The sequence below is a fragment of the Ligilactobacillus murinus DSM 20452 = NBRC 14221 genome, from assembly GCF_001591685.1.
Lineage (GTDB): Bacteria > Bacillota > Bacilli > Lactobacillales > Lactobacillaceae > Ligilactobacillus > Ligilactobacillus murinus.
Genome location: NZ_BCVJ01000022.1, coordinates 1 through 23,006 on the forward strand (window position 1 = coordinate 1; position 23,006 = coordinate 23,006).

Genomic DNA, 23,006 nt, shown 5'->3' on the forward strand with positions numbered 1-23,006 from the left:
TTTCCTCCTTTATTATTTTTCTAAGGGTTGACCATTGACAAATTCGTTATCTTTTTTGATGATAAAGAAACCATAGATCCCAGTGAGCAATACGATCAAGGCAATGATCTTGAAAGTCATACTGTAGCCCATGTTATCGCGCAAGATCCCAAGTGGTGTCGATAAGATGACCTGTCCTACTTGAGCAGCGATCTGAAAACCGATCATATAAAGCGTTGCTGATAGTTTGGTGTCAAAATGCAATGTGAAGTATCTAAAGATCGAGAGCACAAAGAGTGGAACTTCAAGCGAATGTAGCATCTTAACGCCAGAGATCACGATCGGATCAGTAATAAAGCCACAAAGTCCGATCCGTAAACACATGATCGCTGTTCCTAGTAAAAGGGTCTTTCTGACACCGATCTTTTTCATGAGAAGTGGAACTAAGCCTAACATCAAAGCCTCGACGAAAACTTGGATACTGTTCAAAGTCCCATAAGTTTGTTGGCCAACAGCATTGGATGAAAAGAGACTGGTATAAAATTCAGGAAACATTTGTTGATCAAAAACGTTATAAAAAGTCCAAGAAAACATCACAAAGAAGATGATCTGCCAGAGAACTTTGATCTTTAAGAGCCCCACCATGTCCTTTAACTTTGGCGTTGCATCGTCGCTTTTTAATTCATCGATCGCTTTTAAAGCAGCCCGTTCTTCTTTGGGGCGCCAGAATAAGAGATCTAACAGTAAGCAGATCCCGATAAGTGAACCGCCGATGAAGTTTAGCCGAGGGTCTTTGACAAAGAGAAAGCCGGCAAGTAAGGCTGAGATCGCATATCCAAATGAGCCCCAGGCCCGTGCTTGACCATAAGCAAAGCCAAAAACACGCGAAAAACGTTCAGTGGTTGCTTCTAAGACACCGACTGCCGAAAGATAAGCGGCCGATAAAAAGATCGCTCCGATCCAAGCACCTACGATAAAATGACTTTGAAGCAAAGGGGCATAAACAAAGATGAAAAAAGGAGCGATCAAAGTTGCTAAAATAGCATTAAAGATCAATAAATGTCGTTTGATAAATAATTTATCTTGGATCGTTCCGTAAAGAAACATCAAAACTAAACTAGCGATCGAGTTGATCGAAAAGATCGTTCCGACAGCACTACCTGAGAGCCCTAGCCCATTGTGCTCAGATGTTAACCACAATTGGAAAAAACTCCACCAAATACCCCATGAAGCAAAGAATAAGAGCATCGTAGTCGAACTCTGTAGATATGATGGATTTTTGAGTTCACGTAGTTTACGTTGTAATTCCATAACTTGTTCCTCCAAATATTGTATCTGTGTTAACCGGTTGACATGTTATTGTTAGCGCTTTCTTGTATATTTAAGTTATAGCACGCCACCTCCGTTTATGTCAACCGGTTAACATAAACTTAAAAAATAGAGCCACTGCAATGAGGTAGCTCTATTTTTGGTGCTTATTTGCTAAATACTGTTCTCTAGTGATGACCCAGATCTTGACATCAGTAGGGGAAAAATTATGTGTGATGTAGTTTGGAAAGATCCCTACTGGACGCATTCCGATCTTTTCTAAGACTCGACCACTATTAGGATTTTTTGTTGCATGGACCGCATGGACTTGGGCTAAGTTAAGTTCATCAAAAGCCAAGGCTAACAAAGCACGGGCGGCTTCAGGGACGAGTCCTTGCCCCCAAAAGTTACGGTTGATCACATAACCAAGTTCAGCACTAAATGCAGTCAGATCCATCAAGCTGATCGTCCCGATGAATTTATTTGTATCGCGATAGACGATGCCCCATTTGCCATAAAGTGTGTAGCGCTCGCTTCTTTACTCTCATCTAAGGTCTGATGGGTGGGAAAGCTGAGCCACTTAGTAACTTGAGGATCACTAGCATATTCATACATATCCTTGGCATCAGTGAGACACACTGGACGTAAAACTAGCCTTTTTGTTTCGAGCTTAGCGGCTTTAGCAAATAAAAGTGGTTGTGGATTCATGAAATATCCCCCCAGTTGACCGGGGATTTTTTAAAATAATATTTATGATCGTGTTCAGTGATCTGGCGTAAAACACGGCAAGGGACCCCTACAGCAACGACATTTGCCGGCAAGTCCTTAGTAACGACGCTACCAGCACCTACGACAGTATTATCGCCGATCGAAACACCGGGTAAAACGATCACCCCAGCGCCAAGCCAGCAATTTTTACCGATATGGATCGCTTGATTGTATTGATAGTTTTGTTTTCTTAATTCGGGCAAGATCGGGTGCCCAGCAGTTGCTAGTGTCACGTTAGGCCCAAACATGGTGTGATCGCCCACATAGATATGAGTGTCATCAACAACGGTCAGATTGAAATTGGCATAGATGTGATCACCAAAATAACAATGCTTACCGCCAAAATTAGCATGAAAAGGTGGTTCAAGGTAGCAATTGGGTCCGATCTTACCAAACATTTTTTGAAGCAAAGCTTGTCGTTTAGCTTGCTCACTAGGGCGGGTCTGGTTGAATTCATATAGTAGTTCTAAACATGCTGTTTGTTTAGCTACGAGCGCTTCATCAGTCGGTAAGTAAAGTTCGCCTGTATGTAATTTTTCTTGCATTTTTTCACATCCTCAAAAAAATATTTTTCCAAATTATACGCTTTCATATTAGGAAAGACAAGCAATTACAATGTTATTTTTAAAATTTTAATTAATTTTCTGATTGTGTTTTAATTTAGAGTGTGCTAAACTCTGACTATCAAATTTAAGTGAGGCGAAAAAAGATGAGTACTGTTACCAAACAAATGCAAAACAACAGCATTATTATTATTCGGATCATTTTGTAGGTGGTGCGGATAGTTTGGCCTGTCTGCATCACCGAGATGCAGACAGGAGCAGGCTCGACTTTTGGGCGTAGCGACTGTTTGACAACAATAGTCGCTACGCCTTTTTTGTAGCTTAAATCAAAAAAGGGGGACAGAACAAATATTAGAACTATAGATCACATACTAAAGGGGAGGAATTGATCATGGTGGAATCAGAATCGAAATTGTCAGAAACAGAAGTTGTTAGAAGTTCAGTCAAGACGGTGATCTTGGCTTCGATGATCGGAACAGCCGTTGAATTTTTTGATTTTTATGCGTATGGAACAGCTGCGGCAGCGTATTTTCCTAAAGTCTTTTTTCCACAGATGACGCCATTGCTGGCGACTGTCTTGAGTTTATTGACATTTGGGGTCGCCTTTGTAGCCCGGCCGGTAGGATCATTTTTATTTGGACACTTTGGGGATAGTTTGGGACGCAAGAAGACCTTGGTGCTATCCATGCTAGTGATGGGCGTCTCAACGATCGCGATCGGCTTTTTGCCAGGTTATAGCAGTGTCGGTGTCTTTGGAGCTTTGTTATTATGTGCTTGTCGTTTTGTGCAAGGTATCGGGCTTGGCGGAGAATGGTCAGGGGCGGTATTAGTTGCAACTGAAAATGCACCAGCTGATAAACGAGCTTTATATGGAGCCTTTCCTGAAGTTGGCGCTCCGATCGGCTTTTTCCTTTGTAACGGGCTGTTTTTTGTGCTTGAAAAAACGTTGAACGCCCAACAGATGTTAGCCTTTGGTTGGCGGATCCCGTTTTTGGTCTCAGCTGTTTTAGTGGTGATCGGACTTTATGTGCGTCACCATCTGCAAGAAACGCCATTATTCCAGCTGGCACAAGAAAATGATACGACAACTAAGACCCCATTGAAGGAATTATTTTCCAATTACTGGAAAGATATCGTCAAAGGAACATTTATCATGGGGGGAACATATGCGATGTTTTATACTTTGACGACGTGGTCTTTAGCGTATGCGACGACAGCACTGGGCTTTAGTCATTCGGAGATGTTATTATTTTTGATGGGAGCGATCGTTGAATTTGCAGTCTTGATCATGACGACTTCGATGTTGGCTGATAAGATCGGACGTAAGAAAGTATTGTTGACCGCGACTGTTGGATTAGTTGTTTTTTCGTTAGTCTTTCCGTATTTTTTAAGTGGTCAGCATAATGTTTGGGGGATGTTTTTATTTTTAGGTGTTGGCTTTGTCATCATGGGAACTTTATATGGACCTGTGGGAGCCGTGTTACCTGAACTTTTCCCGACCAAAGTTCGTTATTCAGGTGCAGGGATCACTTACAATCTAGCTGCAGTTGTGGGCGCTGCAGTAGCACCTTCAGTAACGACGTGGTTGATCGCCAGCTTTGGGGCACATGCAGCGGGACTTTATATGTTTGTCTTAGCGGTTGCCTCTGTTGTAGCTTGGTTGACGACTAAAGAGACAAAAGACGTCGACTATACTAAATAAAATGTGAAAAAGCGATCACCTCTGTAAAAATAACGGTATCCTACTCATGATGCCTAAATACATGTAAAAAAGTCGGAGTGTTTCTCTCCGGCTTTTTTGCGTGAAAAGAAAGTGGATTTCATGATATTGTTATTTAAAAAGCGAAAGGAATGCGATGGAGATGATGACTTTAGAGCAACAATTGTCAAATTTAGCTAAAGAGGGTTGGGATAAGCGCAGTTTACGTTATTATCGGCAAAGTTGTCGCCAGCAAGCTAACGATACGCTAGCTAGTTGGCAAGAGATCCATCAAGTTGGGACGCCACTATATACCAAGATGTTAAAGCGCTCTTTGTTGCCAACACGCTTGAAGATCCAGTTAGTCTTAAATCATTTAGGAACATATGTAGATGAACATAACTTTTTACAACTTGCCCCGATGGCTAAATATCATATTTGGACTGATCTTGCACCATTAGCTGAATTTAATGTTTTTTTTAGAGCATTAGTCTTGCGCTTATATGGAAGAGCGCCTAAAAATAGGCAACCGTTAGCTCAAGAAAATTCTGATCTTGCTCGCCGGTTAAATCTTTTCCGGGGTTATCTCGATCGGCAAGCCATCAGTTATTTACGACAAACATATCCTTTTTTGCCTAATGATTTTTGGCGTTTAGCAGTTTATGCTAAGCGATGTGGCGTGGAGCTGGATTTTGAGACTGGGGCAAATTATCATAATCGTCACTTAGCTAAACAAATTGACTTTGTACCAGAAAATATGAAGGTGCAACTGGCTAAAAACTCGAGCTACGGGTATTTTTCGCGGCTCAACGATGCACGAATGGTGGAATTTATCATCAATATCGATACGCTGGAGTTTGTCAGTCAGTGGAACGTGATCAAGCAGGAAAAAACAGGGAGATTTTGTTCAGATCCTGAAAAATACCAAGTCTCAGAATTGCGAGCTTTAGCGGATACCGAATCTTTTAATTATGGGATCCCACATGGAAAAGGGCGCGTACCATGGCGCTATCGTTATTCGCATGGCAATCTTGATGGGGTCAATCCACTTGAATCTGATCTACGAAAGCAGGCGAAGAAATTTTGGCGTGCAGATGGTGATGCGAGAAAAAAAGTGAACGGTTACGGCGATCTTGTCAATAGTAATGGTATCGCTGACATTTTATGTTGGCAAAATGTTTCACGTGAAAATCGCTTAGCGCTATATCGTGACTACACTAGTTGGTTATATCAGACAAAACGGTCATCTACGGGGATATTTCGCTATTATGCTTTACATAGTAGTGGAGAAAATGTATAATCGGGACGTAGGGGGATGAGCTATGAATAATTCACAACTGTTGAAAGGAACGTTGGAGGGCTGTGTCTTATTGGTGATCAGCCAACAAGAAGTTTATGGCTACGAATTAGTTACCAAGCTACAGCATTTAGGCTTTTTTGATCTCAGTGCAGGAACGGTCTATCCTCTTTTACAAAAACTAGAAAGACAAGGATATTTGGAAAGTCAGTTACGTGCGTCAAATGAGGGACCAAAGCGAAAGTATTATCACTTAACTGCTAGTGGTCAAAGGCAGATCCAAAATTTTATTACTGATTGGCAACAACTTACAGCGACCGTAACAGCGGTCATCGAACAGACAGGGGGAAGCAAAGATGGAGCCATTGAGCGAAAAAAATAACCAGCTGCGCGAAAAATTAACGCGTGAGAATCGAAAGTATTATGAAAATCTTTTGTTATATTTGCGAATAAAAGGTAAAGATGAGCTAGTAACAGAAGCGGTATTGTTAGAGATCTTACAGGATATGCTCGAAGCGCAAGCAAACGGACGATCAGCGCAACAATATTTTGGCGCTGATCCTAAAGTAGCAGCAGATGAACTAGTAACTGAAATAAATGGTGCTAAGCAAGCAAACTTAAAAGAAAATTTGAGTCTGAACGTATTTATCTTTTGCTTAATAACATTATTAGCGTTTACGCATACTGAGATCAATGTTATCGCATATATGATCGAGATAGTCGGGATGGTCATCTTACTCAATATCACGCTTACTTTGCTAGCTACTGATGCTTTCAAGCGTGTTTCGTGGCGGAGCTATTTAGGCGTTGGGGTAGCATTTATGGTCTACGTAGGGGTATTGTTATTGAGTGACTACTTTACGCCAAAAACTTTGATCTATCCTCTTGGTCCCGCAACATTGTGGGGGATCGGGGCGTTATTTGTGATCTATCTGGTGCTATATTTTAAGTGGAACGATCACTTTAGTAGTGGGCTTTTCTACATTGGAGCTTTAGCTTTTGCGGCGACCTTGGTCCATCTACCACTCACAGGTAATATCTTTCAGACACTTTGGGGCCAAGTAAGTTTACTGGTGATGCTTGCACTGATCTTAACAGTCAAAGCATTCAAATTCAAAAAATAAATATAAACTCTGTCACCTACAAACTTTACTTAAAACTGGTGGCCTAAGAGCTTTGGACAATTGGTAAAGAAAAAAGAAGTGATCTGATAAGTAGTCACCAACAACCAAAAAGGAACTGAGACTCATAGAGTTTCAGTTCCTTTTTTAGTCTAGTTATTTAATAAATAGTGGTAAAGGTTATGATCAATGTCTTTGTAAGGACAAAAAATGATCTTTATTTCGGGATGTTTAGCGTGAAAACTTTCAGTGATATCAAGTGCGATCTGAGCAGCTAAGGGGCTGGGAAAATTTTTATGTCCAGTCCCTAGACTACAAAAAGCGATCGAGTGGAGGTCATTTTCTAACGCTAAAGTCAAAGTAGCTTCATAACAAGTAGCTAGTTGTTGTTGCAGTTCTAAGGTCGGTTCGCCCGTAACTTTAGGTGCTAATGCATGAATGACGTGTTTTGCCGGTAGATGATGCCCAGCGGTGATCCGAGCTTGGCCAGGCTTTAGCCGAGAGTGTTGCATCAGCAAAGCACATTCTTCACGTAAGCGACTTCCAGCTAGCACGTGGATCTCATTGTCCAAACAGATATGTTCTGGTTCAAAGCAACCAAGCATTTGGTCTGAAGCAGAATTGACGATCGCATCGACTTTTAAACGTGTTAGATCGCCCTTGGCCAAATATATTCCAGGTCGATACTCGGTCAGTTCGCTTAATTCAACGTGGTTTCGCTTTTGCCAGATGAGATCTAACAATTGATCTTCTTGTTGTAAGTAATGTTTAGGTAAGTCTCCTGGTTGGCGTTTAGTTACAAGTTGGCGCCAGTAAGCAAATTGAGCTGAAACATCCGTTGGAAAAGGTCCAGTCGGTGCAAGCTTAGTGATCAATTCGGGTAAGAGTTCGGTGATTTGCATAAAATATATTCACTTCCGTTACAGATTGGCGGTCCTTTTGGATTCAAGCCGTCACTTCATTATAGAAAAAATTTTAAGACTTTTACAATCGATAGGTCTGAGGTGTTTGAGAATAAAGCTTCTGTAGCAGTTGAGATAATATTTTTTTCTTGATGTTCAAAGTTTTGCTCTCGTCTTCTAATTCTTTGAGCTAAGCTAGTGCTGGCTGTGAAATTTCTAGCGTATTAAATTAAAGCTCTCAAAGCAATTGAGATATTTTTATGAGTGAAAAATGGACGTTGTCAGAACTTATGGTATAAAGATAAACAAATCGATCATAAAAAAGCAAGATTTAACCAAATAAGCCTCCTCTTATGCTGAGGTAGGCCTATTTGGTTTATTTAGTTTTTTCACTGATGATCGTACCATCATCAGCATTTAAAACGAGCTTGATCTTTTTGTTATTATCTTGCAATTTTACTTTATAGACTGTTTTGCCATTTTCGATATCAAGTTTGATCTCACGCAATTTAGCTGAGCTATATTTTTCTTTGGCTTTCTTTTCAGCATCGCTAAGTGAAAGTTTAGGTGTTGCTTGGCTCAATTTGACATCTTCTTTATCAGCACTGATATCTTCTGTGCTATGTTTGATAACTTTGCCACTGTTGCCGTTGATCTTGTATTCTTTTTCAGTTTTATCGTCTAAGATCGTAACTTCATAGACGGGCTTATTTTTCTTATTTTCAAGTTCGATCTGAGTGATCTTACCGGTTTTGGCTTCTTTTAGGGCTGTTTTTGTTGCTTGCTCAAAGCTGATCTTAGCACTGATATTTTTGTCAGTGCTATCAGCTAAAGCAGTAGTGGCTGGTAAAACGCTGGCTCCCGTCAAGGTCAGACCTGCTAAAGCGAGCAAGACTTTTGTTTTTAAATTGTTCATTTTTGATACCTACTTTCTTTATTTGATGTCTTTAGTATAGAAGCAAAAGATGAACACAAGATGAATAGCGGATATATTTACAAATTAATTTTGTTAAGTTAGGCTAAAGGTAAATTATGGAGGAAAAAAGATGAGAATTTTACTAGTTGAAGATGACCGTGCGCTGAATCGCAGTTTAGTAAAGTTATTAAAAACACAAAATTATAGTGTCGATCCCGCCTTTGACGGTCAGGAAGCTTTAGATCATTTATTAGGTGTAGAATACGATCTGATAATTTTAGATGTGATGATGCCCCAGATGGATGGCTTTACTTTTATCAAAAAATTACGTACACAAGGTGATGAAGTTCCCGTTCTCATGTTGACAGCCAAGGATTCTTTAGCTGATCGGATAACAGGGCTTGACCTAGGAGCAGATGATTATTTGGTAAAGCCGTTTGAGTTTGAAGAGTTATTAGCACGGATCAGAGCGATGTTGCGCCGCAAAAAGCGTGACGTTTTGAGCGATACAGTCCAAATAGGTGATATAACGATAAATATTGCTAAAAAGCAGGTGAAAAAGGAAGCGACTTTGATCGAGCTGACAGCTAAAGAATACGAAGTGTTGGAATATTTATGTCGCAATCGAGGACAAGTCTTAACAAGAGACCAGATCCGCGAGCATGTGTGGGGCTTTGAATATGAAGGTGAGTCAAATATCATTGATGTGATCGTCAAAAATATCCGTAAAAAGACAAAAGATCCAGCTTTAATCAAGACAAAACGAGGTTTAGGTTATGTTATCAAAGAAGCATAAGGGGAGTATCGTTTATAGAGTCACCCTTTGGTACAGTGTGTTTATCGTGATATTTTTTGTTTTGATGTTAGGTGTGGCTTATGTGATCGGCGTTAATCTAGGCGATAGCAAAGGGCAACAAAAATTGCAACATTCCGCATTGGAACTTGGCCAAGAGATCGAGGATTATGAAAATTTTGATGACGGGATCTATTATGTGATCTATAACAAAAATGATCAGCGTATTCGTGGAAGTCTGCCACGTGGTTTTGACACTAAACTTGGTTTTACTGATGAACAATTAAAAGAGGCGACAAATGGCAACATAACTTATCAGTATTTTGATGTTAAGATCAAAGATAGCACTGAGTGGCTCCGAGCAATCAGAGTCAAAGCTGGTTTGAGTCATGAGCTAAAGATGTTTTTGCTCGCCCTTTTCTTAGTTGCCCCCTTTTTAGTTGTGGGGATCGTTTTTGGAGGATATCGCATTTTAAAAAAAGCGATCGCACCAGTAGATAACCTCACTCAAACAGCACGAGCGATCACTTTGAGCCAAGATTACTCTAAACGGATCATAGTTTCAGAGCAAAATAATGAATTGAGCCGTTTAGCACTGACTTTTAATACGATGTTGGCTTCGATCGAGCGTTCATTTGAACGAGAACGTCAATTTAATAATGATGTATCACATGAGTTGCGCACGCCATTAGCTGTTATTTTAGCTGAAAGTGAATATGCCGATAAATATGCTAAAGATGAGGCTGAACTCAAAGAATCAGCGCAGATCATTAGACAGCAAGCGACCATGATGAAAAACTTAGTCGATCAGATCTTGGAATTGACTAGATTAGAAAACGGACAAACATTCAAGAAAAATCAGTTCGATCTAGCCCAATTGGTCCAAGAGCGGGTAACTGCTCAGCAAAAGATCTTTGAGCAACGTGGACTCAAGTTGATATGTGAGATCACAGAGCACCAGCCTTATCTAGGCGATGAACTTTTATTGCAGCGTGTGGTGGATAATTTATTGAGCAATGCCTTAAAGTTTGCTAAAACAAGGGTCAAGGTCAGCTTGACTAATAATGGTCACGAACATCTTTTGACGATCAAAGATGACGGACCAGGGATCGCTTTAGACCAGCAAGAAAAGATCTGGCACAAATTCTATCAAGTGCAGACTGCCCGGAACAAAACAAGTACTCAAGGTGTCGGGCTAGGGCTGGCATTGGTCAAAAATATAGTTGAACTTCACGGCGGTCGGATCACCGTAAAGTCTCAGCTTAAAAAAGGAACAGAGTTTAGACTTTATCTACCAAATAACATAAGCGAGGGGGAAATGAGATGATATTTGTAACTTCAGATACGCATTTTTTTGACGAACATTTGCTGGGGATCACGGATTTTGCCGTTCGTCCCTTTTTGCTAGCGTCAATGATGAACGAAACGATCATTGAAAATTGGAATAAAGTGGTCGCTCCAAGTGATACCGTCTATCATTTAGGCGATATTGCCGTGCATTTTATTCGACCCGAAAGTAAGTCCCATCAAGACGTTTATGACGTTTTAAAACGCTTGAATGGTAATTTAGTGTTGATCAAGGGAAATCATGATAATCGCGCATTATTTAAATATTTAGCCAAACACAATTATGAGGTCAACGGTAAGCCGAAGTTTACTTTCCATGATGTAGGTGCTTTGATCAAATACGATCATCGGCAATATTATCTGACCCACTATCCGCTGATGCTAGGGATCGCACCAAAGATCATCAATTTACACGGTCATATCCATCACTATGCCGTTAATGCTAAGGGAAATATCAATGTTGGCGTGGATTCACCAGAGTTTGATTATTTAACAACTAAGCCAAAATTTGGTCAGCCACTTTCGATGGTACAAGTTGAAGCGCTTGTTGAAGCTAAAAAGGATGATTATTTAAAGAGACGATGAAAAAAATACTAAAAATATTATTGGGCCTCGTGGCGTGTTTGATGTTTAGCACGCAGACCGTCCAAGCTAAAGAAAATATCCCGACGCTTTTTGTTCACGGTTGGGGAAGTAGTTACCGGGCAGAAGAGCACATGGTCAAGGCAGCTCTCAAAGCTAAAGTAACTAAAACCGTTGTGCGCATTGATGTTGATGTTTATGGGCAAGCACATTTAGTGGGGAATTTGCCTAAAAATGCTAAGGATCCGCTCGTTGAGATCAATTTTGAAAATAACAAGGATGTCAATGCGATGATGGAAGCGCAATACTTAAAAACAGCGGTTGAACTTTTACAGACTAAGTATAAATTTAAAAAGCTAAATTTTGTCGGGCATTCGATGGGTAATTCAGCGATCTTATTTTATTTGCGCGATAACGCTGGTGATCCTAATTTACCCAAATTAAATGAGCAAGTAGCCTTGGCCGCTTTTCCTAACGGGTTAGTCGATCAAATGCCAGCTGAGGTGACGCTTGATCAGGCGGGCAAGCCTAGTGTCACAGCGGGGGATTTTGAGAATTTTTTAGTTTTACGTGAGACCTATCCAGCTGGGGCCAAGGTATTGAACATTTATGGTGATGTTTTGGATGGAAGTAAGTCTGATGGCCCCGTTCCAGTTAGATCAGCCCAAACATTGCGCTATTTGGTCAGTCCACGCGCTAAAAGTTATCAAGAAAAAGAGATCCGTGGTAAAATGGGGCAACACAGTAAGCTACACAATAATTCACAAGTTGATCGTGCTTTGATCAAGTTTTTATGGGGGAAGTAATAAATGGAAAATTATATGTTTGATTTTGATGGAACTCTGGCCGATTCAGGAGAGACCGCTGTTTTAGCGATCCAAGCAACATTTAAGGAATTTGGGCTTTCTTTGCCAAGTAGTGATCAGATCCGAGGCTACATGGGAATCCCGATCGAAAAATCATTTCCATTGATGGGGGCTAGGGCTGATCTACCCGCAATGTTTACCAGCTTTCGGGAACATTATCAGGCACTGGAAGCTAGTCAGGTCAAATTATATCCTGGGATCAAGGAAGCTTTAGCTAAGTTAAAAGAGAAAGATAAAAAGATCTATGCGGTCTCTAGTAAGCATAGTGAAGCGCTACGACGTAATTTAGAACTTTTGAAGATCGCCTCTTACTTTGATGATCTAGTCGGATCAGATCAAGTAAAAAATTATAAACCAGCGCCAGACGGGATCAATGTCTTACTAGAGCGTTATGGACTTGATCCAAAGCAAACAGTCATGATCGGGGATGCGATCTATGACATCCAAATGGGCCACGCTGCTGGAGTCAAAACAGCTGGCGTTTACTGGGGCGCTTTTGATTGGGAAGCTATCTTGGAACAAAAGCCCACTTTTGCGCTCATAAAAGTCCAACAACTGGAGGAAATTTAATGACGCCTAGCCGGAAATCCCATGACTAAAGTCACGGGATTTCCGGCTAGGCGTCATTAAATATTATTCTTGATCATTTAATAATGCGATTATTTGACAACGCTTACAAAAAGAGTTATATTCTATTTGGATATAAGTCTATTATAAATAGACAAAAGTTTAAAATGGAGGTGTAGATGATGGAAGAGTACGCAGTTGTTGTCGGTGGAATGAACATGGATATCTGTGGGATGCCAGCAGAGCGGCCTTTGATGCGTGACTCTAATATTGGTCAGATCAAGCAAAGCATCGGTGGCGTGGGGCAAAACATTGCTCAAAATGTCACCCGTTTAGGTTTTCCAGTCTCATTGATCACAGTCTATGGTGATGATCTATACGGGTATCAGATGCAAAAAGAGTGCCAACGTAATGGTGTGTCATTAGAAGAAGCCCAGCAGATCAAGGAGCGCAATTCGGCAGTTTATTTATTTGTGACAGATGAGACTGGCGATATGTTAGTTGGCGTAAATGAGATGAACATTTGTGAGTTGATCACCCCTGAATTTTTGGAGCAACGCTTAGAGCATATCAACCAGGCTAAATTATGTATCGTTGATGCTAATCTATCTGAGCAAGCAATTGCTTATTTAGCTGAAAATGTGACAGTCCCACTTTTGGCAGATCCGGTCTCGATCACTAAAGCTAAGCGAATAAAACCGTATCTATCAGCATTTGATACCTTAAAACCTAATCGTTTAGAAGCCGAGTTATTCACTGGAGTTAAGATCGATACGATCGCCGATGCCAAAAAAGCAGCTCAGATCATGCTTGATCAAGGTGTCAAAAATGTTTTTATCTCATTAGGTAAAGATGGGATCTTGGGTGCTAATCAAAGCCAGATGTTACATGTCAGTCCCTTTAAGACTAAGATAGTCAACGCTAATGGGGCGGGAGATTGTACGATGGCAGCGATCTGTTGGTGTCGATGCCATGATATCGATAGTTTACAGCGGATAGGCTGGATCACTCAAGCCGCAGCTAGTCTAGCGTTAGAGAGCCCTCGATCTGTTCCAGAGATCACACCCGAAAAACTTGATCAAAAATTAACTCAAGTACTTTTAGCAAATTAATAATAGAAAGAAGGAGCAAAAAATGATCGTTAAACAATTATATTCAATTATTCATGTCGATGAAGCTATTCAAACGATGGAAGCTGGTGCCAATAATATCGGGTTAGTCCCTACTCAAAATGGAGGTGTTCCAGCTCATCGTGTCCCACTGTATCGTGTTGATCAGATCCATAAAGAGTGTCAAAAGCGTGGAGTCAATTTGGTCTTGATCATGTTGACTAATGACCCCGAAGAAATGCTTGATTTAGCTGAACGGCTCCAGCCAGAGATCTTACATGTTGCCGGCGATGGTTACGCTGCTGATGAAGAATTTGCTCGGCGCTTAAAAGAATGTGCCCCTAAAACGGCTTTGATGCAAGCCGTTCTAGTCGATGATCATAGTGCGGTAAAACGGGCGAAAAAATATGCCGAGTATGTGGATTACTTGTTATTAGATTCAGGCTTAGCTCCTGATACTGGAATCGGAGCAAGTGGTTTGACCCACGATTGGAAGATCGACCGTGAGATCGTTGAAAGTGTTGATATTCCTGTGATCGAGGCCGGTGGTTTAGGACCAGATAATGTGGCTGAAGCGATCAAGTTTATCAAACCATATGGCGTAGATTCGTTGACTAAGACCAGCATTAAATATGAAGGGGGACATATGGAAAAAGATATTCCTAAGGTCAAAGCATTCTGTGAAGCAGCTGACAAGGCTGCCCAAGAGATCGGTCTGTAAGGAGGCGAGCTGATGGATATCAAAATGTTACAACCTGTCAAAGTACTATCAAGTCATGATCTAGTTCAAAGTGTCCAAGATATCTTACGAACTGAATATAAGATGCGGCCTTTTATCGTGATGGATGAATTTTTGACTGAAAATCCACAAGTCAAAGAACTATTGGCAGTCTTACCAGAATATGAGCTCTTCACTAAGATCATCCCCGATCCACCTGCAAGCTTGATCATTGAAGGTGCTGAAGCTTTAACGACATATGCAGCTGATGTGATCATTGCGATCGGTGGTGGAAGTTGCTTAGATGCGGCTAAAGGGATGGGGCTCTATGCTAAAAATCAAGGTCAGTTAGCAGATTATTTTGATCCAGAAGCTGAACTTAAAAAAGGTGTTTTGCTGGTAAGTATCCCCACTACGGCGGGCACGGGAAGCGAGTTATCCAATGCCTTAGTGGTGACAGATGAAGCAACTGCACAAAAAAAGGCTATCTTGACCCCAGCAGCCATGAGTGATTATGCTGTTTTAGTTCCAGAATTGACAGTTTCTTTGCCGAAACGGCAGACGATCGCTAGTGGGCTTGATGCTTTTAGTCACGCAGCAGAGGGTTATCTATCACGTTTAGCTACCCCGATGACTGATGCGATCTGTGAAAAGATCATGTTTTTATTAGTGAATTATTTGCCACGCGCAGTAGCTGATGGAACTGATCTCAAAGCACGTGAACGCGTCTTGAGTGCAGCTAGTTTAGCAGGGTGGATGTTAAATAATGCTGGCACGAATCTCGGCCATTCAACTGCTCATATTTTAGGGGCGAAATATCATTTGGTCCATGGTGAAGCTGTAGCCTATGCCTTACCGGGTGTTTTGGAATTGGTAAATGAAACGATGCCAACTAAAGTCAAAGAGATCGGGAAAATTTTGGGTGTCGAGTTTGCACTAGATGATACACCTGCAATAGTGCTTCAAAAAACACGGGCTGCATATTGCCATTTTAGAGATGAATTAGTGGATCTACATCCCTTTAGTGACTACCAGTTAGCTGAAGCGGAATTGTTGACCAATGTAGATGCGATCTTGCATGAGCGCTTTGCCCAAAATACGCCAGTGGAGTTGACGCCTAAAAAAGTTACGCGGCTTTTATGTGAATTTGGTTGAAATGTTAGGGGGTAGTGAGCAATGAATTTTGTCTTTTTACTGACTGGTCTAGCGTTTGTTTTTGGTGTTAGTTGGATATTTAGCAACGGCCGTGACCAAGTGAGATATAAGAAGATGGCAGTTTTATTTGGGTTACAATTAGTGATCTCATATCTTTGCTTGCATACTTCAGGTGGGATCAGTGCCTTGACTAAAGTCTCGCATTTCTTTAGTTGGTTGATGGATCAAGCAGCCGGTGGGGTCGATTTTGTTTTTGGTGGTCTTATGATCAAACCTAATAGTGGTGTCTTTTTCTTCACGGTCTTGATGCCGATCGTCTTTATCTCGGCCTTAGTGGGGATCTTGAACTATTTAAAGATCTTGCCGTTTATCATCAAATGGACTGGTTATGCGCTAAATAAAGTAGCTCGAATGGGTGAGTTAGAGAGTTATTTTGCTATTTCAACAGCGATCTTAGGTCAACCCGAAGTCTTTTTGACCGTTAAAGAACAGATACCAAAGCTAAATGAAAAACGGCTCTATACGATCTGTGCATCAGCCATGAGTGCAGTCTCGGCGGCAATGTTGGCTTCGTATATGAAGATGGTCCCCGGGAAATTTGTTGTTGTCGCAGTATTTTTAAACATTTTATCGGCTTTGATCATTTCATGTATCATTAATCCTTATGATGTCTCTAAAGAAGATGAACAACTCGTCTTACACAGTGAGCCCAAAAAAGAACCATTCTTCCAAGTACTAGGAACTTATATTTTGGATGGTTTCAAATTAGCGGTCACCGTTGGCGCGATGTTGATCGGTTTTGTAGCTTTGGTAACATTTTTAAATAATTCATTCATTGCGCTCTTCAATGTCTCATTTACAACTTTGATCGGCTATGTCTTTGCCCCGATCGCTTGGTTGATGGGTGTTCCAGCCCAAGATATCGTTCAAGCAGGGAGTTTGATGGCAACCAAATTGATCACAAACGAATTTGTGGCAATGGGCGAATTACAAGGTATGGCTACTGGCTTGACCGCTAAAACTAATGCGATCGTTTCAGCCTACTTGGTCTCATTTGCTAACTTTGGCACGGTCGGGATCATCACTGGTTCATTAAAAGCGATCAGTGAAAAGCAAGGTGCTTATGTAGCCAAGTTTTCAATGAAACTTTTACTTGGGGCGACCTTAGCATCTGTCTTGACGGGAACGATCGTCGGGCTGTATTTTTAAAGTATGAAAGGACGTGGTGATTTTGACGAAAAAAATTATCTTGGATTGTGATCCAGGGCATGATGATGCTTTAGCACTATTGTTAGCAGTAGCTTCTCCAGAAATCGAATTGAAAGCGGTGACAACATCAGCTGGGAATCAGACACCTGAAAAGACTTTGAATAATGCAATGCGGACTCTACAATTGTTAGGGCAAACCCAGATCCCCGTGGCGGGTGGCAACCAGACGCCACTAGTCAAAGAATTGGAAACAGCAGGCAATGTTCATGGTGAATCGGGGCTGGATGGGGCTGAGCTACCGACACCGACATTTGAAGTTCAGCCAATGACTGCGATCGAATTGATGGCGAAAGTTTTGCGGGAAAGTGATGAAAAGGTGACTTTAGTGGTAACGGGTCCGATGACCAATGCTGCTTTGTTCTTGCGCGTCTATCCTGAGCTGGCTAAGGAAAAATTAGCACAGATCGTCTTTATGGGTGGCGCCATGGGACTTGGTAATTGGACACCATCAGTCGAGTTTAATATTTTTGTTGATCCTGAAGCCGCCAAGATCGTATTAAATGCGGGGATCCCACTGGTGATGGCACCGTTAAATGTAACTCACCAAGCACAGATCTTAGAAGATGAGATCAAACAAGTAGGACAGATCGATAATGAAGTAGCCAAAGCCTTTCATGGGTTACTGGAGTTCTTTGGAATTTACCATAAAGATCCTAAATGGGGCTTTGATGGCGCACCTTTACATGATCCATGTACGATCGCTTGGTTGATCGATGAGACGTTGTTTGAAACTAAGAAAATGAACGTGGATGTTGAAACAACAGGTGAATTGACTCGCGGTGAGACGGTTTGTGATTACTATGAGTTGACGGGGAAAGAAAAGAATACAGAAGTCATGTTAGGGATCGATCGGCCAAGATTTATCCAACTTATCATGGATTCGTTGCGCTCGTTTGGTTGAGTAAATTAGGTGGTGAAGTCAAAGGCACCACCTTTTTTGTGCACTGTGATGAAGTCGTGCTCCGAATTGCAACTCCTAGGAAATAACAATATCTCATCCACGAGGCAAAAAGCGCCTCCAGACTGAGATACCATTATTTCTACGGAGTTTACCGCAATTCTTTGCACTGTAATGGTATAATCGAGCTAATGACATTAACGGAGGAGATTTATTTTGGCAACGAAGCGGGAACAAGAAATTTTAGCACTGATCAAGCAAGACCCTTTGATCACGCAGGCACAATTGGCTGAAAAAACCGGAACAACGCGCTCAAATATCGGATCACATATTTCTAACTTGATCAAAGAAGGCTTGATCGTTGGTCGGGGTTATGTATTTCCAGCGGAAAATGAAGTAACTGTGATCGGAGCTGTCAATTTGGACGTATTGGGAGCAGCCAAAGCTCAAGTAAGTACTACAGGATCGACTCCGGGCCGAGTATATTCATTTATTGGAGGGATGGGACGCAATATTGCTACGAACTTAGCTAATCTAGGGGTCAAGACAAAGCTGATCACGGTGTATGGAAATGATAATAACGGTGATCTGTTCCAAGCCGAAGCCCAAAATAATGAGCTGGATCTAAGTGATGCTTTGCGGGTCGAACGTCCGACGGCTACGTATGTGTATTTAAATGATGTCGATGGTCGCCGGATCGCAGGGATCGATGACATGCAGATCAATGAATTATTGACACCACAAGTGATTGAAAAGCGTTTGCCTAAGATAAATACAGCTAAAGTAGTGGTGGTCGATTCTAATTTACCAGCTGAAACTTTGAACTATATCTATGAAAACGTGACAGTTCCGATCTTTGCTAAAGCAGTAGGGATAAATAAAGCAAAGAATCTATTTAGTGCTAAAACTAAGATCGATACCTTAGTCATCAACAGTGTAGAAGCTAAATTACTTACTAAGATCGAGATCACGGGTGAAAAACAGGCCCAAATGGTCGCAGATAAGTTACAGGTATGGGGCTGTAAACGTGTTTGTATATATGCCGATGGTCTAGGGATCTATTATCAAACACCGACTGTAGCTAAGTTTATCGCCTACCATAAAGCAAATTTAGTTAACACAAATGGCGTCGGTGCGGCGATCATAGCAGCTAGCGTCTACGCTAAATTACAGGCAAAAGATCTTGGCGAAACACTGAAATTGATGCAAAGAGCTGATGTACTTACGGCTCAAGTTAATGAGGCAGTGACCCCTAAATTAAGTGAGATCATTGAAAATTAAGGATATTTTGGGGAATTTAACTTTTTATAAAGTGGGGTCCTTAAAATTGTAAGCGTAATCATATTTGGTGGATAATAAGGGTATAACACTAATGATGGAGGAAGTGCAGATGAGTGTAAATCGAATGATATTAAACGAGACTTCATATTTTGGTAAAGGTGCGATCAAGGAAGTCGTGACCGAAGCCAACAAGAACCATTTAAAAAAGGCTCTGGTAGTGACTGATAAGGACCTCTTGAAATTCAATGTGGCAACGAAAGTGACGGCGATCTTAGATGAAGCCGATCTTGACTATGAGATCTTTGACGAGATCGTGCCTAATCCAACGATCGAAGACGTCCAAGCTGGGGTAAAAGCCTGCCAAAGTGCTCAAGCCGATCATATTATCGCGATCGGTGGTGGTTCGGTGATCGATACAGCTAAAGCGATCGGGATCATTGTGACTAATCCTGAATTCAGCGATGTCTTGAGTTTAGAAGGAGTCGCTGATACTAAAAACAAGACGTTACCGATCCTTGCTGTTCCTACAACTTCGGGAACCGCAGCGGAAGTGACGATCAATTATGTGATCACAGATAAGGCTAATGAGCGTAAATTTGTCTGTGTTGATCCCCACGACATTCCAGTAGCTGCGTTTATCGATAGTGATATGATGCTGGGGATGCCTAAAGGATTGTGCGCAGCAACAGGGATGGATGCTTTGACCCATGCAATCGAAGGTTATATCACTAAAGGTGCTTGGGAAATGACGGATATGTTGCATCTGCAAGCAATTGAAGTGATCGCTAAATCTTTACGTGATTCGGTCGCTGGCTCAGAAAAAGGTCGTGAACAAATGGCATTAGGGCAATATTTAGCCGGTATGGGCTTTTCCAATGTCGGTTTAGGCCTAGTTCATGGCATGGCACATCCGTTATCAGCCCACTATGATACGCCTCATGGGGTGGCTTGTGCGACATTATTGCCAAAGATCATGGATCACAACAAGGAATATACCGGTGAACGTTACCGTGAGATCGCGCTTCGTTTTGGGATCGCTGATGCTGATAAAATGCCATTGGACCAAGTGCGTGAAGCTGCAGTCCAAGCGGTCAAACAATTGGGGATCGATGTTGGGATCCCACAGAATTTGCGTGAACTAGGAGTTAAGGAAGAAGACATTCCTCAACTCGCGGCGGATGCCTATCGTGACGTTTGTACTCCAGGGAACCCGCGTGAGACGACGTTAGAAGAGATCAGTGAATTATATCGTTCAATGCTATAAAAAGTTAGTTGGATCAAGGCTACTAGTGAGTGGCTTTGATCCAATTTTTTTGTTGAGCATAAGTTTGTGAACAGTCAAAGTGGCTTTTAGTATACTTAGGCTAGAAAGGACGGCGATAAATATGGATAAGGCTTTAATGATGCATCAGGGCTGATCTTATTACAAGCAACTGCTTTGTGGCTTGTCAATGGGCAGTTTAAATTCTAAAGCTTTGATGATCGCAAGTGCTTGCTTAGCCATCTTTGAGATAGTCACAGCAACTTTTCCTTTACTTGCACCGACTCCAGGAAGATCGAGCAAGATAAGTTGGCGCTTTTTAGCTAGAAGATCGATCAATTTTGGATCCCAATTATCTAGAGTTGCCCCTAGATGAACTAACATAACAAGTGGGGTCGTTTTTGGTTTTCCGAGTTTACGGTAAGCGATCCGCTCAGATGAGACATTGAGGTAGCTATTTTTAGTTGAAAGATAACCCATTATTTTTCTCCTTGTTGAAGATCAAGTACTGTTTTTCCACGTGAACGTCCATTAGCGACTTTATCTAGCGCAGCATTGACATCACTAAAGGCATAAACTGTATCTAACGACGGTTTGAGTTCAAGTTTGGTAAAGAGTTTTGCAACTTCTGCTAGTTGAGCGCCGTTTGCTTGAACAAAGATGAAGTTATAGGTCACACCATATTTTTTAGCCATTTTGTCAAACTTACGACCAGCAAAGCTAAAGAGCAATCGTTTTAGACCGGTAAAGCCCATCCGTTTAGCAAAGGCAGTATTAGGCATTCCTTTTAAAGAGACCAGTTGTCCACCTTTTTTCATGATCGTCATTTGTTTTTCAGTTTCCTGCCCCCCTAAAGTATCTAAGACATAATCGACATTAGCTACCGTTTGAGTGTAATCTTCATTCTTATAATCAATGAAGCGGTCGACACCTAAGGCTAAAACGCGTTCCTTATTTTCGACACTTCCGTTGGTGATGACTTTTAAGCCTTTAGCCTTAGCCAGCGGGATCGCCATCGCACCAACACCACCAGTTCCACCAGAAATAAAGATAGTGTTACCTTTTTTGACTTGCATCAACTCAAAGGCTTGCATGACAGTCAAAGCGGTCAAGGGAATAGCTGCTGCTTGAACATCACTTAAATATGGCGGAACTTTAGCGATCGCATTGGCATCGACAGCAACATATTCGGCAAAAGCACCGATACTATCGAGTGGTAGGCGGGAAAAGACACGCTCACCTACACTAAATTGTGTGACATTTGCCCCGACAGCTTCAATTTTACCCACGACTTCATTTCCGCCGATCACAGGTAATTTGTAGGGGACGATCAACTTCACTTCGCCCCGTGTGATCATATTATCTAATGGGTTTACCCCCGCAGCGCTGACTTTTAGCAAAACTTGATCTGCGGTGATCTGGGGTTTATCCACTGTTGTCATTTTAAGGGTAAGATCATTTTTGTTATATTGGGTCACGATAGCAGCTTTCATTATAGTTAAATTCCTTTCTTTTTATACTTGTATCTGATACAAGTATATGTTTGGGATAAAAAAACTGGCTTGAATTACAAGTCAGAATTAAGTATTACGACATTGGTGATAGAGATTAGCGATCACATCGGCTAAGGTCTTTTGTGAAAGTTCAGTCGCTAACTGTTTTTCAACGGCATCAAAGATCGGTGAAACAGCTTTTTCGATATTTTTTCCGACCAAACAGTGATCGTTTGGATTTTGATGGACTTGAAACAGTTTGATCTGATCGACTTCTTGGGTAGCATAATAGATCGCTAGCAAACTTATCTTATCTGGTGTTTTATTTAGCTGATATCCCAAGCGTCCCTGATGAGAACTGATCAGATCAGCTTTTTTGAGCAAGCTGATCACCTTGCGGATATAGCTGGCATTTGTCCCAACACTTAGCGCTAATTCTTGGGAAGAGAGCTCTTTATCACTCTCGCTGATCATCGCTAAGATATGCAGGGCAACTGAAAATTTAGTATCCATTAACGTCTTTCTCTCTTTTTAAGTTGTATCTGATGCAAGAACAAGTATACTGGGATGAGTAAAAAATAGCAACCCCCAAAAATATAAAAGTTTCAAGATCCGATCTTTATACTGTCCTAAAACCAAGTGTAGTGAATTTGTGAGCATCTTTTGTAACTTTAGTGGTGCGACTATTTTCTAGTATTTGCTTTTCGCTTAAAAATATTTGAGAGTAACTTGGTCGTTTGGAAGATTTGAACTAGCAAAGGGATGGAAACACTAATGATCTGCTAATTTGATATTAGTCATGATAACTGATGTGCTTTGTAAAACAAGAGTAGTTTTATTTGTTATTTGGTAACGTTTTAGGATAAAAAAAGAGTTAAATACGCAGAAGGTAGCACTTGAAGGACTATCAAATCGAACACTAGATCAGGGAGCTATTAGTTCAGTTGGGGGCGTTAAGTGGTCGCCTAGGTACGTAGTTTGCTTTGGAAGAACCGCGATCGAAAGAGTTTTTATTTCAAATAAGTACAGAATTATCTTTTTAATAAAAAAATGAGGTATATAGTTATAATGGACGTAAGCTTTGAGTTGAAAAAAAGCTATAAAAAACACATAA

General features: G+C 41.2%; 22 protein-coding genes and 2 pseudogenes. 16 read left to right on the forward strand and 8 right to left on the reverse strand.

What is annotated here, in order from left to right; genetic code table 11:
• Positions 1-12: 12 nt before the first annotated feature.
• From LMU01S_RS05600 to LMU01S_RS05610, 3 genes and pseudogenes are all read right to left on the reverse strand, one after another.
• Positions 13-1,290 (reverse strand): MFS transporter, encoded by a 1,278-nt coding sequence (locus tag LMU01S_RS05600; protein ID WP_004050544.1) that lies wholly within the window; start codon positions 1,288-1,290, stop codon positions 13-15.
• Between the two features lie 151 nt (positions 1,291-1,441).
• A pseudogene (locus LMU01S_RS10455) lies at positions 1,442-1,995 on the reverse strand (GNAT family N-acetyltransferase).
• Positions 1,992-2,600 carry a sugar O-acetyltransferase gene (locus LMU01S_RS05610; protein WP_056958714.1) on the reverse strand — a complete coding sequence of 203 codons (609 nt, stop codon included), beginning with the start codon at positions 2,598-2,600 and terminating at the stop codon, positions 1,992-1,994. The pseudogene LMU01S_RS10455 and the gene LMU01S_RS05610 overlap by 4 nt, the downstream one beginning before the upstream one ends.
• A 409-nt stretch (positions 2,601-3,009) precedes the next feature.
• Here LMU01S_RS05610 and LMU01S_RS05615 point away from each other — a divergent pair, with 409 nt between their 5' ends.
• The 4 genes from LMU01S_RS05615 (at position 3,010) to LMU01S_RS05630 (ending at position 6,738) form a co-directional block, all read left to right on the forward strand.
• Positions 3,010-4,320, forward strand: coding sequence for an MFS transporter (locus LMU01S_RS05615; protein ID WP_174519378.1), 1,311 nt, complete (start codon positions 3,010-3,012; stop codon positions 4,318-4,320).
• A 154-nt stretch (positions 4,321-4,474) separates the two neighbouring features.
• On the forward strand, positions 4,475-5,617 hold the full coding sequence (locus tag LMU01S_RS05620) for a DUF3114 domain-containing protein (protein WP_082613045.1): 1,143 nt from the start codon (positions 4,475-4,477) through the stop codon (positions 5,615-5,617).
• 22 nt (positions 5,618-5,639) lie between these two features.
• Positions 5,640-5,996 carry a PadR family transcriptional regulator gene (locus LMU01S_RS05625; RefSeq protein ID WP_056958712.1) on the forward strand — a complete coding sequence of 119 codons (357 nt, stop codon included), beginning with the start codon at positions 5,640-5,642 and terminating at the stop codon, positions 5,994-5,996.
• Positions 5,971-6,738, forward strand: a complete 768-nt coding sequence (locus LMU01S_RS05630) for a DUF1129 domain-containing protein (protein ID WP_056958710.1) — start codon at positions 5,971-5,973, stop codon at positions 6,736-6,738. The genes LMU01S_RS05625 and LMU01S_RS05630 overlap by 26 nt, the downstream gene beginning before the upstream one ends.
• Before the next feature lie 149 nt (positions 6,739-6,887).
• Here LMU01S_RS05630 and LMU01S_RS05635 read toward each other — a convergent pair whose 3' ends face one another.
• The gene (locus LMU01S_RS05635) at positions 6,888-7,637 is read right to left on the reverse strand and encodes a macro domain-containing protein (protein WP_056958709.1); all 750 of its coding nucleotides are present in this window, start codon (positions 7,635-7,637) and stop codon (positions 6,888-6,890) included.
• Positions 7,638-8,013: 376 nt separating this feature from the next.
• Positions 8,014-8,553: a PepSY domain-containing protein gene (locus LMU01S_RS05640; protein WP_056958707.1), complete on the reverse strand. Its 540-nt coding sequence runs from the start codon at positions 8,551-8,553 to the stop codon at positions 8,014-8,016.
• A gap of 130 nt (positions 8,554-8,683) precedes the next feature.
• On the opposite strand from LMU01S_RS05640, the gene LMU01S_RS05645 reads away from it, so the two are divergent.
• The 12 genes from LMU01S_RS05645 to fucO all read left to right on the forward strand — a co-directional run bounded on the left by LMU01S_RS05645 (position 8,684) and on the right by fucO (position 20,402).
• On the forward strand, positions 8,684-9,349 hold the full coding sequence (locus tag LMU01S_RS05645; protein ID WP_004050512.1) for a response regulator transcription factor: 666 nt from the start codon (positions 8,684-8,686) through the stop codon (positions 9,347-9,349).
• Positions 9,330-10,673, forward strand: a complete 1,344-nt coding sequence (locus LMU01S_RS05650) for a sensor histidine kinase (RefSeq protein WP_056958705.1) — start codon at positions 9,330-9,332, stop codon at positions 10,671-10,673. Before LMU01S_RS05645 ends, LMU01S_RS05650 begins: the two co-directional genes overlap by 20 nt.
• Complete coding sequence (locus LMU01S_RS05655; protein ID WP_056958703.1) at positions 10,670-11,278, forward strand: metallophosphoesterase family protein; 609 nt, start codon at positions 10,670-10,672, stop codon at positions 11,276-11,278. The genes LMU01S_RS05650 and LMU01S_RS05655 overlap by 4 nt, the downstream gene beginning before the upstream one ends.
• A gap of 41 nt (positions 11,279-11,319) precedes the next feature.
• The gene (locus LMU01S_RS05660; RefSeq protein ID WP_225354606.1) at positions 11,320-12,081 is read left to right on the forward strand and encodes an alpha/beta hydrolase; all 762 of its coding nucleotides are present in this window, start codon (positions 11,320-11,322) and stop codon (positions 12,079-12,081) included.
• A 3-nt stretch (positions 12,082-12,084) separates the two neighbouring features.
• A complete protein-coding gene (locus tag LMU01S_RS05665; RefSeq protein ID WP_056958699.1) occupies positions 12,085-12,711 on the forward strand; it encodes an HAD family hydrolase in 627 nt (208 codons plus the stop codon).
• 179 nt (positions 12,712-12,890) lie between these two features.
• Positions 12,891-13,820, forward strand: a complete 930-nt coding sequence (locus tag LMU01S_RS05670; RefSeq protein WP_225354608.1) for a carbohydrate kinase family protein — start codon at positions 12,891-12,893, stop codon at positions 13,818-13,820.
• Between the two features lie 22 nt (positions 13,821-13,842).
• Positions 13,843-14,538, forward strand: coding sequence for a phosphoribosylanthranilate isomerase (locus LMU01S_RS05675; protein WP_153551616.1), 696 nt, complete (start codon positions 13,843-13,845; stop codon positions 14,536-14,538).
• A gap of 12 nt (positions 14,539-14,550) precedes the next feature.
• The gene (locus LMU01S_RS05680; protein WP_056958695.1) at positions 14,551-15,690 is read left to right on the forward strand and encodes an iron-containing alcohol dehydrogenase; all 1,140 of its coding nucleotides are present in this window, start codon (positions 14,551-14,553) and stop codon (positions 15,688-15,690) included.
• Between the two features lie 21 nt (positions 15,691-15,711).
• The gene (locus LMU01S_RS05685; protein ID WP_056958693.1) at positions 15,712-16,899 is read left to right on the forward strand and encodes a NupC/NupG family nucleoside CNT transporter; all 1,188 of its coding nucleotides are present in this window, start codon (positions 15,712-15,714) and stop codon (positions 16,897-16,899) included.
• Positions 16,900-16,921: 22 nt separating this feature from the next.
• A complete protein-coding gene (gene rihA / locus LMU01S_RS05690) occupies positions 16,922-17,860 on the forward strand; it encodes a pyrimidine-specific ribonucleoside hydrolase RihA (RefSeq protein WP_056958691.1) in 939 nt (312 codons plus the stop codon).
• Between the two features lie 213 nt (positions 17,861-18,073).
• A complete protein-coding gene (locus tag LMU01S_RS05695; protein WP_056958689.1) occupies positions 18,074-19,138 on the forward strand; it encodes a PfkB family carbohydrate kinase in 1,065 nt (354 codons plus the stop codon).
• Positions 19,139-19,247: 109 nt separating this feature from the next.
• Complete coding sequence (gene fucO, locus LMU01S_RS05700; RefSeq protein WP_056958687.1) at positions 19,248-20,402, forward strand: lactaldehyde reductase; 1,155 nt, start codon at positions 19,248-19,250, stop codon at positions 20,400-20,402.
• Positions 20,403-20,606: 204 nt separating this feature from the next.
• Here fucO and LMU01S_RS05705 read toward each other — a convergent pair.
• The 3 genes and pseudogenes from LMU01S_RS05705 to LMU01S_RS05715 form a co-directional block, all read right to left on the reverse strand.
• Positions 20,607-20,879: pseudogene (locus LMU01S_RS05705) on the reverse strand (alpha/beta fold hydrolase); the annotation flags it as partial.
• The gene (locus LMU01S_RS05710) at positions 20,879-21,892 is read right to left on the reverse strand and encodes an NADP-dependent oxidoreductase (protein WP_056958683.1); all 1,014 of its coding nucleotides are present in this window, start codon (positions 21,890-21,892) and stop codon (positions 20,879-20,881) included. The pseudogene LMU01S_RS05705 and the gene LMU01S_RS05710, both read right to left, overlap by 1 nt.
• A gap of 87 nt (positions 21,893-21,979) precedes the next feature.
• Entirely contained in the window at positions 21,980-22,405 is a 426-nt protein-coding gene (locus LMU01S_RS05715; RefSeq protein WP_056958681.1) for an Rrf2 family transcriptional regulator, read from the reverse strand.
• Positions 22,406-23,006: the final 601 nt, after the last annotated feature.